The organism is Actinophytocola glycyrrhizae (assembly GCF_042653545.1).
In the GTDB taxonomy this organism is placed as follows: domain Bacteria; phylum Actinomycetota; class Actinomycetes; order Mycobacteriales; family Pseudonocardiaceae; genus Actinophytocola; species Actinophytocola glycyrrhizae.
Map to the genome: position 1 here is coordinate 723,979 of NZ_JBHSIS010000006.1, position 13,660 is coordinate 737,638.

At 71.5% G+C, this 13,660-nt stretch carries 13 protein-coding genes and 2 tRNA genes; 8 read left to right on the forward strand and 7 right to left on the reverse strand.

Annotated features, from left to right (window positions below; translation table 11 throughout):
* Positions 1–130 precede the first annotated feature (130 nt).
* Together ACFPCV_RS14120 and ACFPCV_RS14125 are read left to right on the forward strand one after the other, a co-directional pair.
* Positions 131–2,944 carry a DUF7507 domain-containing protein gene (locus tag ACFPCV_RS14120; protein WP_378056571.1) on the forward strand — a complete coding sequence of 938 codons (2,814 nt, stop codon included), beginning with the start codon at positions 131–133 and terminating at the stop codon, positions 2,942–2,944.
* Positions 2,945–2,995: 51 nt separating this feature from the next.
* Complete coding sequence (locus ACFPCV_RS14125) at positions 2,996–3,463, forward strand: trimeric intracellular cation channel family protein (protein ID WP_378056572.1); 468 nt, start codon at positions 2,996–2,998, stop codon at positions 3,461–3,463.
* 152 nt (positions 3,464–3,615) lie between these two features.
* Here the strand turns inward: ACFPCV_RS14125 and ACFPCV_RS14130 are convergent, their stop codons facing one another.
* Positions 3,616–4,170: a DoxX family membrane protein gene (locus ACFPCV_RS14130; RefSeq protein ID WP_378056573.1), complete on the reverse strand. Its 555-nt coding sequence runs from the start codon at positions 4,168–4,170 to the stop codon at positions 3,616–3,618.
* 53 nt (positions 4,171–4,223) lie between these two features.
* Positions 4,224–5,357, reverse strand: a complete 1,134-nt coding sequence (locus ACFPCV_RS14135; protein ID WP_378056574.1) for a cytochrome P450 — start codon at positions 5,355–5,357, stop codon at positions 4,224–4,226.
* A gap of 64 nt (positions 5,358–5,421) precedes the next feature.
* On the opposite strand from ACFPCV_RS14135, the gene ACFPCV_RS14140 reads away from it, so the two are divergent.
* A complete protein-coding gene (locus ACFPCV_RS14140; protein WP_378056575.1) occupies positions 5,422–6,495 on the forward strand; it encodes a TetR/AcrR family transcriptional regulator in 1,074 nt (357 codons plus the stop codon).
* Between the two features lie 152 nt (positions 6,496–6,647).
* Here the strand turns inward: ACFPCV_RS14140 and ACFPCV_RS14145 are convergent, their stop codons facing one another.
* From ACFPCV_RS14145 to ACFPCV_RS14165, 5 genes are all read right to left on the reverse strand, one after another.
* Positions 6,648–7,229 carry a GTP-binding protein gene (locus tag ACFPCV_RS14145; RefSeq protein WP_378056576.1) on the reverse strand — a complete coding sequence of 194 codons (582 nt, stop codon included), beginning with the start codon at positions 7,227–7,229 and terminating at the stop codon, positions 6,648–6,650.
* A complete protein-coding gene (locus ACFPCV_RS14150; RefSeq protein WP_378056577.1) occupies positions 7,210–7,581 on the reverse strand; it encodes a DUF742 domain-containing protein in 372 nt (123 codons plus the stop codon). The genes ACFPCV_RS14145 and ACFPCV_RS14150 overlap by 20 nt, the downstream gene beginning before the upstream one ends.
* Complete coding sequence (locus tag ACFPCV_RS14155) at positions 7,578–7,991, reverse strand: roadblock/LC7 domain-containing protein (RefSeq protein ID WP_378056578.1); 414 nt, start codon at positions 7,989–7,991, stop codon at positions 7,578–7,580. The genes ACFPCV_RS14150 and ACFPCV_RS14155 overlap by 4 nt, the downstream gene beginning before the upstream one ends.
* On the reverse strand, positions 7,969–10,635 hold the full coding sequence (locus ACFPCV_RS14160) for a nitrate- and nitrite sensing domain-containing protein (protein WP_378056579.1): 2,667 nt from the start codon (positions 10,633–10,635) through the stop codon (positions 7,969–7,971). The genes ACFPCV_RS14155 and ACFPCV_RS14160 overlap by 23 nt, the downstream gene beginning before the upstream one ends.
* Positions 10,636–10,980: 345 nt before the next feature.
* A complete protein-coding gene (locus ACFPCV_RS14165; protein ID WP_378056580.1) occupies positions 10,981–11,487 on the reverse strand; it encodes a hypothetical protein in 507 nt (168 codons plus the stop codon).
* A 432-nt stretch (positions 11,488–11,919) separates the two neighbouring features.
* Between ACFPCV_RS14165 and ACFPCV_RS14170 the strand changes: the two genes are divergently transcribed.
* The 5 genes from ACFPCV_RS14170 to ACFPCV_RS14190 all read left to right on the forward strand — a co-directional run bounded on the left by ACFPCV_RS14170 (position 11,920) and on the right by ACFPCV_RS14190 (position 13,644).
* Positions 11,920–11,992, forward strand: a tRNA-Arg gene (locus tag ACFPCV_RS14170).
* 5 nt (positions 11,993–11,997) lie between these two features.
* Positions 11,998–12,071: transfer RNA gene (locus ACFPCV_RS14175), tRNA-Arg, on the forward strand.
* 29 nt (positions 12,072–12,100) lie between these two features.
* Positions 12,101–12,616 (forward strand): hypothetical protein, encoded by a 516-nt coding sequence (locus tag ACFPCV_RS14180; RefSeq protein ID WP_378056581.1) that lies wholly within the window; start codon positions 12,101–12,103, stop codon positions 12,614–12,616.
* A gap of 163 nt (positions 12,617–12,779) precedes the next feature.
* Positions 12,780–13,223, forward strand: coding sequence for a helix-turn-helix transcriptional regulator (locus ACFPCV_RS14185; protein ID WP_378056582.1), 444 nt, complete (start codon positions 12,780–12,782; stop codon positions 13,221–13,223).
* Positions 13,224–13,233: 10 nt separating this feature from the next.
* Positions 13,234–13,644 (forward strand): VOC family protein, encoded by a 411-nt coding sequence (locus ACFPCV_RS14190; RefSeq protein ID WP_378056583.1) that lies wholly within the window; start codon positions 13,234–13,236, stop codon positions 13,642–13,644.
* Positions 13,645–13,660 lie beyond the last annotated feature (16 nt).

Here is a 13,660-nt window from a genome sequence, read left to right on the forward strand (position 1 = left end):
ACGGTTCGGAAATTGACGGACATGGCAAGATCTTCCACGTTGCACTGCACACCGCTGGCCACCGTCGTCACTGACTGTCGGGGGTCGAACACTCGGGACCAGCGGTCTCGAGTTCGCATTGGGTGTGTTGATGATTCGCAGGTCTTCCCTGGCTGCCGTGGCGCTGCTCGCCGCGGGTGTGGTTTCCCTCGGCACCGCCACCACCGCTGACGCCGCGGCGGCACCGCGCGTGTTCGGGTGCGCGGACGGCGCGGCACTCGACTACGTGGTGCCCTCGGGCGTGACGAGTGTGCTGGTCCGTGCCGAGGGCGGCGGCTCCGGCGGTGTCGTCGAGGCCACCGTCGCGGTCGAACCCGGCCAGTTGCTCGGTGTGCTCACCGGGTGCGCGGGCGGTGCCGGCTACCACTGGGGCGGCAGCGGCGGCGCGTCCGTGGACGGGTCCTGTGCGGACGGTGCCCCGGGCGGCGGCAGCAGCGCGGTGCTGACCGGCGACTTCGACCAGGTGATCGTCGAGGCGGGCGGTGGCGGCGGCGCGGGCGGCGACTGCGCTGGAAACGCCGGTGGCGCAGGCGGTTCCGGCAGCCGGACCGGCGAGGCGGGCGAAGCGGGTCCTGGCCCGCGCCCGGCGGCGGCGGGCCGTGGCGGGGTCCGGGCGACCGGGCTCGGCGACAACGGAAGGCCGGGCCGCGGCCGCACCGGCGCTGGTGGTGGCGGTGGTGGCGGCGGGTGCCGTGGCGGCGGAAGCGGCCAGGGTGGCGTGAACCAGGCCGGTGCCGGTGGTGGCGGCGGCAGTTCGTGCGCCGGTCCGCTGGCCGACGCGGTGACGTTCGGGACTGGTGGCGACGGGCGGGTCGTGATCAGCCCGGAACTGCTGACGGCGACCGACACCGGCTCGGACGTACTCGACAGCAACGGCAACGGGCGCCAGGACATCGGCGACCAGATCGACTACGCGGTGACCGTCCACAACGACGGCGGTGTCCCCGTGAACGGCGTGGCGGTGACCACCCGGCTCGGCGCGCTGACGCTGCCGCTCACGTGCGAGCGGCCGGGTGCGCTGGCCCCCGGCGAGACGCTCACCTGCACGACGCGGCACACGCTGACCGCGGCCGACGTCACCGCACGCGGCTTCACGATCACGTCGGTGGCGACGGCGACCTCGGCGGGCGGCACCGCGCTGAGGGCGACCGCGTCCCGCACCACGAAGCTGAACCCGGTGCCAGGCATGACACTCACGCTGGACGCGGCGGTCACCGACACCGACGCGGACGGCCGCACCGACCGCGGCGACACGATCCACTACACGGCGACGGCCACCAACACCGGCGGCGCTGTGCTGCACTCCGTGGCCCTCACCGGCGGCTGCACGACCACCGCGTTGGTCATCGGGGAGTCGGCGTCGTGCGCGAGCACGCACGTGATCACGGCCGGGGACATGGAAACCGGCACGGTGGCGGCGGTGGCGAACGCGTCCGCGACGACCCCGGACGGCAAGCCGGTGAACGCCCCCACTGCCCGCGCGGCGACACCGTTGACGCAGGTCGCGGAGCTGGCGGTGACCAACACGGTGACGTCGGTCGAGGACGTCGACGGCAGCGGCCGGCCCGACCGCGGCGACCTGCTGCACTACACGGTCACGGCGACCAACACCGGCACCGTGACCGTGACCGGCGTGGTGACGGCGTTGCCGTTCCTGGCGTGCGCACCGGAAACCCTGGCGCCCGAAGAGGTCCAGACGTGCACCGGCACCTACCCGGTGTCCACCGAGGACGCCGACCGCGGCGCGGTCACCCATGTCGCGTCGGCGACCGGCACGGCGGTGACCGGCCCGGTCACGTCGGCGGAGGTGGCGGCGACGACCGAGATCCCCGTCGTGGCAACGCTTTCCCCTCGGGTGTCCACTGTGGTCGTCGACGTCGACGACAACGGGCTGACCGACACGGGCGACGAGCTGCGGTACACGGCGACGCTCACCAACGACGGCACGGTCACCCTCACCGAGGTCGGTCTCGACGGGTTCACGTGCGCGGAGCCCCGGCTCCCGGCGGGCTCGTCGACGGAGTGCACGGCCACCTACCCGGTGACGCAGGCGGACGTGGACAGGAACGCCCCGGTGACGCTCACCGCCACCGCGCGGGGCGTCACCCCGGCCGGTGCGGTGACGACCACCCCGGCGACGGCGGCCACGGACGTGAGCAGCGTGCCGGAACTGACGGCGACCACCCGCGCGACATCCGACGGCAGGACCGTGACGTACACGGTGGCGGTGACCAACACCGGCACCGTCACCCTGCACGAAGTGACCACAGTGGACTGCACGCCCGTGGCGCTGGCCCCAGGCGAGTCGCTGACCTGCGAAGGCACCCACCCGATCACCCAGGCGGACACCGACCGCGGCTTCGTGCTGACCGCGGTGGTCGCGACGGCCACCGCCCCGTGGGGCGAACCGGTCCGCGCCGAGCCCAGTTCGGTGGTGACGAAGGTGGCGCAGGAGCCGGGCCTGACGGTCACGAACAAGGTGGCGAAGGCGGGCAACCTGCTGACGTACACGGTGACGACCACCAACAGCGGCAACGTGACACTCACCGAGGTGGTGCCGGTACTGACCCCGGCAACGCTGACGTGCGCCCCGGTGGCGCTGGCCCCTGGCGAAACCACGACGTGCCGGACCACGTACCCGGCATCGGGCCCGGTCACCGCGACGGCGACGGCGACCGGCACCACCCCGTCCGGCGAGAAGATCACGTCGGCCCCGGTCACGGTGACCACCGCCGGCCCCGCACCAGTGCCCGCGTCCGCACCCGCTCCGGCCCCGCAGGCCAGCGGTGGCCTGGCGTGGACCGGCGTGACGGCGGTGACCGAGATGGTCGTCGCGGGCGTGGTCGTGCTGGCGCTGGGACTGGGGCTGCTCCTGTTCACCCGCCGCAAGCGACGCGACCAGTGACCCGGCGCCGCCCGCTGTACTGCCCGGCACCGTCCATGTGAGACTGCCGCCGTGGTGTTGACCGCTGTCCTCGACTACATCGGTGTCGCGACGTTCGCCATGGTCAGCACGATCGCGGCGCGGGACCGGCGGCTCGACCTGGTGTCGGCGGCGCTGCTGGCCTCGGTGGCGGGGGTCGGCGGCGGCACGTTGCGCGACCTGCTGCTGGAGAGGACCGTGTTCTGGCTGCACAACCCCGGCTACCTGTACGTCTGCGTCGGCGCGGCCACGCTGGTGTGGTTCGTCGGTGCCGGTCCCCGGCGGCGGCAGGCACTGCTGTTCCTGGACGCGCTGGGGGTCAGCGCGTTCGCGGTGGTCGGGGCGCTGATCGCCAGGGAGTCCGGGGTGGCCGCGCCGGTGGCGGTGGCGCTGGGCCTGCCACCGGTCCCGGCCGCGATCGGCGGCGCCGCCGCCGGGACCGTGCTGCGCGTACTGGCGATCACCCGCCGCTGGCAGCTACCGGCCCCACCGCGCACCTAGCGCTGACGGCGTTGGCAATGCCCTGAATGGGCCGTTCAGGGCGCTCAGCGCCCTGAACGGCCCATTCACGGCACCGGACCGGCCCTGCGGGGCCCGGTGGGCGTTGCCCGCCGGTGTTGTTTCGTCGCATGCGCTCGCGGTGTGTGCCGCGGTCAGCCGGGCAGGACTGAGCTGACGGTGTCGCGAGCCGAGCTGGCGGTGCCGCGGGCCGAGTTCGCGGCGACCTTGGCGGCGTGCTTGGCCCGCCACGCGGCGGACGGTTTGCCGTGGGTGTCGACCGCGGCGAGGAGGAGACCGCCGAGCAGGCTCACGTTCTTGAAGAACTGGACCTGCTGCTGGGCGCGCTCCCCGGAGTCCTCCTTCTCCCAGTAGCGGTGGCTCGTGAACGTGGTCGGTACGACGCTGCCCGCCAGCACCAGCGCGGACAGGCGCGGGAACTTGCCGAGGGCCAGTGCGATCCCGGCACCGATCTGTGCGGCGGCGTTGATCTTGACCAGGCTCTCGGTGTCGGTCGGCACCCGTTCGAGGACCTTGTCCGGGACCTTGTCGAGTGCCTGGTCGGGGAGCTTGTCGAGGACCTGGTCTGTTGCCTTGTCCACGGCTGGTTCGGCGGTTTCGACACGGGGCTGGGGATTGCGCAGCGTCTCGATGCCGCCGGAGACGAAGACGGCCGCGAGCATCGGACGTGCGATCCGGCGCAGGATCATGGACTCGAACCTCCTGTCGGTCAGAAGCCCGACTTACCCCCAAACACCGTCGCTCACACGCCCAGGCGTGCCGGGAGCTCCGTCAGCCGCCACGTTCCCGGGTCCGGGGCCCGCACCGGTTCACCGGCCAACGCCAGGTCGCGGCCGAGAAGGGCGGCGAGCGCGACCTCCGTCTGCACGCGGGCGTGTGCGGCGCCGAGGCAGAAGTGCGGGCCGTGGCCGAAGCCGAGCTGGGTCGCGGCGCCGCGGCGGACGTCGAACCGGTCCGGGTCGGCGAAGACGGCCGGGTCGCGGTTGGCGGCCGCGATCGCGACCGTCACCGGCTCCCCCGCCCCGACGCGCACCCCGCACAGGTCGACGTCCTCGCCCGCGAACCTCGGCACGGTCAGCAGCTGCGGGCCGCACCAGCGCATCAGCTCGTCGACCGCGCCGGGCAGCAGGTCCGGGTCGGCCCGCAGCTCGGCGAGGACGTCCGGCCTGGTCCACAGCTCGGCGACCGCGTTCGCGATCAGGTTCGCCGGGGTCTGCCCCGCGAGGACGATGTGCCACACGAGCGTCACCAGTTCGGTGTCGGTCATGCGGTCCTCCGCGCGGATCAGGTCGGCGAGCAGACCGGTCTCGGGGCGGGCCGCGACCACCGACTTGGCCCCCTCGACGATGCCGGGGATGGCCTCGCCGAGCCTGCCGACGTCGCCGGACGCGATGACCGCGCCCCACTCGACCCAGTCGGCGCGGTCCGCCTCCGGGATGCCGACCAGCTCGCAGATCACGAGCATGGGCAGCGGCTTCGCGAAGTCACGCAGCAGGTCGAACTCCCCTGGCAGGCCCGCGACGAGCTTCTCGACGACCGGTTCGACGACCGCCCGGTCGGCCTGCGCGCGGCGTGCGGTGAACGCGGGTGCGGCGAGCCTGCGCAGCCGCAGGTGGTCGGGGCCGTCCATCTCGGACATGGTCCGCAGGTACCGCCGGTACTCGTCCGGCACGCCGGGGATGCCCGCGAAGCTCGCGGCCCGGATGGTGAACCGCGGGTCGGTGAGGAAGGCGCGTGCGTCCTCGTGCCTGGTCAGTGCCCACATCGGCATGCCGGGGATGCTCAGCCGCGCCACCGGGCCCGCCTCGCGGGCGTGCTGGTAGGCGGTGAACGGGTCGGCGATGACGGCGGGATCGGTGAGGTCGACCTCGTGCATGTCCACTCCATATGTTCGGATCATATGATCTCATCATCTGAATGGTGACGATATCTTGTCAACCATGAGCCGCCTGACCCGAGCGGAGACACAGGAGCGCAACCGCACCAGGGTGCTGGCCGCGGCGCGGGACGAGTTCGCCGAGCGCGGGTACCGCGAGACCAAGATCGACGTCGTCGCGGAGCGCGCGGAGCTGACCAGGGGCGCGGTCTACTCGAACTTCCCCGGCAAGCGGGCGCTGTACTTCGCGGTGCTGGCGGACCTGGCCGAACGCGCACCGGCGGCGGCACCGGCCCCCGCACCGGGCCGCACCACGGGAGACGCGCTCGCGGCGCTGGCACGGACGTGGCTCGCCCGGCTGCCGACGAGCGCGGAGACGGCCCGCCTCGGCATGGACGTGCTGCCCGAGGTCATGGCCGACGAGACGATCCGGCAGTCCTACGCGCAGCTGATGGCGCTCGACGCGGTACTGCTGGGGCTGGCGCTGGAGCGGCTGCGGCCCGACGGGCGGCTGGTGCGCGTCGCGGAGACGGTGCTGACGGCCCTGCACGGCGCGAGCCAGCTGGCGGCGGCGGCACCCGGGTTCGTCGAGCCGTTCAACGTGGTGAGCGCGTGCGAGCAGCTCGCGTACCTGGACGTCGAGGACGGGTGGCCGGAGCTGCCGTTCACCACGCAGGTGCGCGCGGTGGACGCGGCCTGGTCACCCCCGGCCGCGTGGGACTCGGTGCGGGCACAGGACTTCACGCCCGCCGAGGACGGGATCGTGGCCGTGCTGGGCCTCCACCGCGCGGCTGCCGTGGAACACGCGGTGCGGGCCGCGCCGCCGGACGCCGCGGTGACGGCGGTGCTCGTGTCGGGGTCGCCGCGCGAGCAGATCCCGCTGGCGCGGCTGGCCGTGGCGGAGCTGACCGGCTGCCTCCGGCAGGCGTTCCCGGAGTACGCGTGGCCGCGGCTGCGAGTGGCGTGCGACGGCACCGGCGCATTGGCCGCTACCGCGGGTGTCCCTGCGGTGAGCGACACCACGGAAGTGGCCATCCGGATCGCGGGCGGACGGGTCGTCTCCCGGGCGGAAGGCTACGGCGCGTGTCATGTCGTGACGACCGCACAAGATCGGGCGGCCCGGAGTTTCCGCGAGTAGATCCGCGGGCATGGCCGTGAGCTCGACTAGTTGGTGCCCTGAAAGGCGCGTTCAGGGCACCCAGCGCCCTGAACGCGCCTTTCAGGGCATCTGTCCAACCCTGGGGGTGCCCGCCCGGCGGGGGTGTGGGGGCGGGCCCGAACGGGGGTCTTTCAGGGGGCCGCGGCCAGGCGGGCCTCCGCCATCGCGTGTTGCAGCAACGCGATCAGCACCTGCTTGGTCGAGTCGCGCTCACGGGCGTCGCACAGGAGCACCGGCACGTGGTCGTCCAGGTCGAGGGCACCGCGGACCTCCTCGGTGCCGTAGCGGTAGGAGTTGTCGAAGCAGTTGACGCCCACCACGAACGGCAGCCCGCGCCGCTCGAAGAAGTCGACCGCCCCGAAGCAGCTGTCGAGCCGTCGCGTGTCGGCCAGCACGACCGCGCCGATCGCGCCGCGGGCCAGCTCGTCCCACATGAACCAGAAGCGGTCCTGGCCCGGGGTGCCGAACAGGTACAGGATCAGCTCCTGGCTGATGGTGATGCGGCCGAAGTCCAGCGCGACCGTGGTGGTGCGCTTCTGCTCGACCCCCGACAGGTCGTCGACGCCCTCGGAGGCCTCGGTGATCAGCTCCTCGGTGCGCAGCGGCGCGATCTCGCTGACCGAGCCGACCATCGTCGTCTTGCCGACACCGAAGCCGCCCGCGATGACGATCTTGGTGGCTCGCGCCGACCGGTCAGAGTTTTCGTATGCCATCGAGGACCGCCTGGAGGACGTGTTGGCTTGGGGTTTCGGCGCCTGGTGCGACCGGTGAGCGGAAGATGATCAGTCGCTGGCTGATGAGGTCGCTCAGCAGGACCTTCACCACCTGCAGCGGTAGGTCCACCTTCGCCGCCACCTCCACGACCGAGGTCGGGTGCTGGCAGGCGGACAGGATGCCCGCGTACTCCGGTTCGACGTCGACCTCGGCGGCGGAGTACATCGCGACGACGAGCGTGATCAGGTCGAGGCCGAGCGTGTCCGAACGGGTGCGCCCGCCGGTCATCGCGTAGGGCCGGACCAGGGGCCCGGCTGCCTCGTCGAACCACTCCTCGTCCGCCTGTCTCATGGCACCGGCCGCTCCATGAACTCTCGCGGCTTCGCGGTGAGGACCGCGCCGACGCGCTTGACCATCATGTTCATCTCGTAGGCGATCATGCCCACGTCGGCGTTCTCCGTCGCGAGCAGCGCGAGGCAGGCGCCGTGCCCGGCCGCGGTGACGAACAGGAACGCGTGGTCCATCTCGACCAGTGTCTGGCGCACCTGCCCGCCACCGAAGTGCCGTCCGGTGCCGCGCGCGAGGCTCTGGAACGCCGACGCGACCGCGGACAGGTGCTCCGCGTCACCGGTCGTCAGGTTGGCCGACCGGCCGATCAGCAGGCCGTCCGCCGAGAGCACCACGGCCCGGTCCACGCCCGCGACACGCTTGACCAGCTCGTCGAGCAACCAGTCGAGCTCATTCACCGCTGTGTTGGCCATTGCGCGTGCTCCCCACACTGTCGTTCCCGTTCAACGTCTCCCCGGGTACCGGCTCGTCCCTGCCGCGCCGTGTGCCCGCCTGGAACGCGGCCAGCCGGCTGCGTGCCTGTTCCGGGGTCTCCTCCCGATTGTGCTCCGTCCCGGTGGCCTGCTGCTGCGGCCAGGCAGGCGGCGTGTCCTCCCGCAGTTGCGGCGCCAGGTTCTGCTGGCGGCGGCGCTGCGGCAGCGGCGGTCTGCCGGGAGCCATCCCGGTGACCTGCGGCCGCGGTTGGGCCTTGGCGCGGGTGTCGCCGTCCCTTGGTGCCGGTTTGTTGATCTCCGGAGCGACCTGCCGCAGCTCGACGGGTTGGGGTGGTTCTTTCCGGGGCTCGCCGTTGCGTTCGGCGTGCCGCGGCTCGCGGCGCACGACCTGGCTCGACTCGTGCTCCGCACGCGCCGACCGCTTCGGCAGCGGTGGCCTGTCATCGGCCGGGTCCCGCTTCGACGACGGCTCGCTGGTCTCCGGTTCGCTGTGCCTGGGCTGACGCTGCTGGCGCGGCGGCTGGCTCGGCTCGTGGTCGGCGTCGACGGGCCGCTGCGGGCGGAACAGGTCCTCGCCCGGTCGCGGCTCCACCACCGGCAGCGGCGGCAGGTCCGGCAGGCTGACCGAGCCGGGGATCGTCAGGCGCACCGCCGAGCCCGGCGCCGCGTGGTCGCCGTTGGTGACGCGCAGGTCCACCGGGGACAGGTTCGTCTCGGTCCTGTCCTCGGCGGGCTGGCTCTCCGGCCACCGCTCCTGCTCGGCTGCCTTGCCGTCCTGCGGCACGGCGGCCTCCTGGCCGAGCAGCTCGTTGCGGACCAGCACGATGGCCCTGGTCCCGCCGTACGCCGACTCACGCACCGTGACCGAGATGCCGTGGCGGGCCGCGAGCCGCGCGACCACGAACAACCCGAGGCGCGGCTCGCTGGACAGCGCCATGATGCCGAAGTCCGGCGGGTTGGCCAGCATGTTGTTGAAATCGTCCGCGCGGGCCGGTTCGATACCGAGGCCCTGGTCCTCGATCTCGAGGACCACACCCCGGCCGACGACGTTGCCGCGCACCTCCACCCGCGCCTCCGGCGGCGAGAACGTGGTGGCGTTGTCGATCAGCTCGGCGAGCAGGTGCACGAGGTCGCCGACGACCGGGCCGATCACGGTGAGCGCGGGCAGCTTGGCCGTCTTGACCCGCGCGAAGTCCTCGGTCTCCGCGGCCGCGCCGCGCACGATCTCGGCGATGCTGACCGGGTTGCGCCAGCGGCGGCCCGGCTGGCCGCCGCCGAGGATGATCAGGTTCTCCGCGTTGCGGCGCTGGCGGGTGGTCAGGTGGTCGAGCTGGAACAACAGCTCGAGCTGCTCGGGGTCCTCCTGCCCGCGCTCCGCCTCGTCGAGCGTCTTCAGCTGGCGGTGCACGATGACCTGGCTGCGGTGGGCGATGTTGAGGAACACCTTGTTGGTGCCCTCGCGGGTCTTCGCCTCCTGCACGGCCGCCGCGACCGCGGTCTGCTGCGCCTTGTTGAACGCGTCCGCGACCTCGCCGATCTCGTCGGCGCCGTAGTCGCGCAACCGGACCTCGTCATCGACGCTCACGTCGGTGCCGGACCGCACCTTCTCGACCAGCTCCGGCAGGCGCTTCTCGGCGAGTTCGAGGGTCTCCGACCGCAGGCGGACCAGCCGCTCGATGAGCCGCCTGGACAGCCGCAGCGCGAACAGGAACACGCCGACCACGAGTGCCAGCACCAGCACGCCGGCGACGATCGACTGGGCGAACGTGGTGTTGACCTTCGACAGCGCGAGGTCGTTGGTGTGCCTGCTCTGCGTCTGCACCATCGTCATCAGCGCCTCGCCGACGTCGCTCGCGGCGGCCCGCCACATGTCCTCGCTGATCGGGAGGTTGATGTCGCCGCGCAGCAGCACCTCCTCGACCGACATCAGCCGCAGCCACGGCGGCGACCCGGTGAGCTTGCGGTACTGCGCCTGGACGTCCGCCTCCGCGAGCGGGATCGTCGACTCGATCTGCAGGTGGTAGGAGCTGACCTGGCCCTGGTAGGTGGCGAAGTCGGCGTCGGTGAGGCCGCCGCCGACCAGGTTCGCCGCGGCGAGGGCGTCCGAGCGCTGCATGAGGTCGGCGCTGGTGAGCAGCGGCGCGACGACCAGCTGGAGGTAGGCGATCTCGGCGTCGGGCGCGAACTGCGCGAGGCCCTTCGTGCCGTCGATGAACTGGTCGATGATGTCGTTGTAGAGGGAGAACGACTCGGAGATGGAGACCTGGCCGCCGTCGACGCGGGCACGCATCGCGGGCAGCTCGCCCATCAGCTCGGTGAAGGAGCGGACCGCGCGCGCCACCGAGTCCGGTGCGCTCGCCGACAGCTCGGCGAGGCTGGCGGTCGCGCCGCCCGCGAGCGCGTCGGTGCGGCCGCGCTGTTTGATCAGGTCCGACTGGAAGGTGCCGAAACTCGCGAGACGACGCAACGTGAGGCGACGCTCTTCCTGTAGTGAAACGATCAATGGCAGCGACTGCCGTTGCGCCTCGCTGGCGAGCTGGAAGTAATTCCGGGTCTGCGCGGCGTCGAAGATCAAATACCCGGCGCCCGCGACACCGGCGAACAGGAATACGATGCAGGGCACCAGCGCCAGCGTCAGCACGCGAGTCCGAATGGACAGGGCTCGGCTGCGCCGTATGGACGTCTTCTTCACCGCGGCCCGCTTTCCTTCCGGCGTTCCCAACGTGCACGAACGGACGCCGCCACACGTACCCCCGGACCCCGCCGGGAACGGTAAACACCCAGCGTCAGCGAGTCAAATAGCTGTTTCGGTAAATTTCCGCCCACGCGATAACAGGTATCGGAAAACCGGCAACGTAAGCGCTGTCAAATGTGCGCGGAGCACAGATCAATTAGCCCGAACGGTCGAACACCGGCGGAATGCGTGGCTTTCGGCAGCCAATCGGTTACCCACCGGATTGGTCTGGACCTATCCGAAGACGCGGCGCCAGACGGCCTTGCCGTTGGGACGTCGCGCACACACCACCGGTTCGTAGCGCTCCGTGAAGGCGTAAGCCCCCGGCGTGTCGCACTGGCGGCCGACGACCTCGAACCGCTCACTCCGCCCCGGGGGCCGCTCGGCCCGCGGCGGCACCGACTCGGTGGTCGTCGGCGGGGGCGGCGGAGGCGGCGTGATCACCGCGGTCTGGCTGCGGACCTCGGGCGCCACGATGTTGGCGAGCGGCGTCGTGGTGGTCGGCGGGGCAGGCGAGGTGCTCGCCTCGATCTCGGGCACGGGCGGCGCGGAAGCCTCCCGTTCGTCCGCGCCACCGGCCGTGGCCAACAGGATGCCGGCACCGAACAGGGCGATGACGAGCGCGAAGGTCGCGGCCTTCAGCACCACGACGACGTTGTCGCGCTTCGTCTCCTTGCGGTGCCTGGCGGACTCCGGCTTCGCTGGACCGCCCTTGGGCTCCTCGAAAACCAGCCGCGGCATGATCATCCGTCCCGTTGGTCGGTAGCGCTGCGTGAGCCACTGTAACGAACGCGTCAATGCGCTCATTTGCCAGGGCGACCCGGCAATTCTCGATAAATTCGTTGACGCCGCCCACGCAATGCGCCACCATGGTTTTCGACACCGATCAGAGGAGCAGTCATGACGCACAGTCGGCAGCGACCGCGGCGGATCTTCCGCAGCCGCGTCGTGCCCTGTGTACGACCGTGTGAGCTGCGTGAATGGCAGCCAGGCTCCCCACCGTGACCTACCTGTAGGTACCCGAGGGAGCCGCTCACCGGAATTCCGGAAAGGGCGGCTCTTTTGTTTGCCGTACCCTTTTACAAATCGGCGAGCTGTGGCAGCGGCGCGGATTCCAAACCCGCGGCCAGGGGGTTCGACTCCTCCCGCCGGTGCTTTTCGAAAGTTGTTCCCACCCCTGTAGCTCAGTGGACAGAGCAGCGGCCTCCGACGCCGCGGGTCGCCGGTTCGAGTCCGGCTGGGGGTACGCGAGCCCCTGTAGCTCAGCAGGAGAGAGCGCGCCGCTACGAACGGCGAGGCCGCAGGTTCAAGTCCTGCCGGGGGTGCTCCGAGAACGAGAGAAAGGAGGGAGGCGATGACCGGCGGCCTGCTGCTGCTCGACGTCGACGGACCGCTGAACCCGTACGCGGCGAACAAGACCCGCAGGCCCGAGGGCTACACGACCTACCGCCGTACACCGTCCGGCGGCTGGCACACGGGCCGGGACGCGCGGCGGGTCAAGGGTCTGCGGGTGTGGCTGAACCCAGGCCACGGCACGCAACTCCTCGCGCTCGCGGCGGAGACGGGTCTCGAACTGGCGTGGGCCACGACGTGGCAGCACGAGGCGAACGACCACATCGGCCCGGCGATCGGGCTGCCCGAGCTGCCGGTGATCGAGTTCCCGGACTTCGACCAGGGGTGGAAGTGGCGTGGCGTCGCCGAGTTCGCGGCGGGCAGAGCACTGGCGTGGTTCGACGACGAACACGACGAGCACGCGGGCGCGGCGGAGTTCACGCGGCTGCGGGCAGGCGCACCCACCCTGCTGTGCCACGTCGACCCCAGGCAGGGGCTGGGGTCGGCGCACCTGGCCGCGGTGCGGAGATGGGCGTGACACCACGGGTGCGGGGGAGACGGCAACCCACCTGACTTGGACTCAGGAGACACCGCGTTCGACTCGCGGGCACCCGACGAAACACCGAAAGCACGACTGGCGCGTTGGCCCAGTGGCATGGACACCGTCACCCAGGCCCGCCTGATGTGGCACCATCGCGCACGTGACCAGCAGACCCGTCGACGCGCAGCGGCTGCGTGACCTCGCGCTGCTGCGCCGGGTCCGGGACCGGATCGACCGGGAGTACGCGCAGCCGCTGGACGTCGAGGCGCTCGCGCGCGGCGTGAACATGTCGGCTGGCCACCTCAGCCGCGAGTTCCGGCTCGCCTACGGTGAGTCACCGTACTCGTACCTCATGACGCGGCGCATCGAGCGCGCGATGGCCTTGCTGCGCCGCGGTGACCTCAGCGTCACCGAGGTCTGCTTCGCGGTCGGCTGCTCGTCGCTCGGCACCTTCAGCACCCGCTTCGCAGAGCTGGTCGGAATACCGCCCAGCGCCTACCGGAACCAGGCGGCACTGGCGACCGCGGGCATGGCGCCGTGCGTCGCGAAGAAGGTGACGCGACCGGTCAGGAATCGAGAAGCGCGGACCACGGCCGGTACCTAGTGTGACCGGCATGGACATCACCATTCACCAGTCTTACCTGCCCCACCTCGACCACGAGGCCTCCCTCGCCTTCTACCGCGACACGCTCGGGTTCGAGGTCCGCACCCACGTCGAGTACGGCGACATGCACTGGATCACGGTGGGCCCGGCCGGTCAGCCGGACACGGGCGTCGTCCTGCACCCGCCGGCCGCGGACCCCGGGATCACCGAGGAGGAGCGCAACGTGATCACCGCGATGATGGCCAAGGGCACCTTCGCGGGCCTCAACCTCGCCACCAAGGACCTCGACGCCACCTTCGAACGGCTGCAGGCGGCCGACGCCGAGGTCGTGCAGGAACCGACCGACCAGCCCTACGGCGTCCGCGACTGCGCCTTCCGGGACCCGGCGGGCAACCTGTTGCGCATCCAGGAACTTCGCTGACCCGACCGCTTGCGGC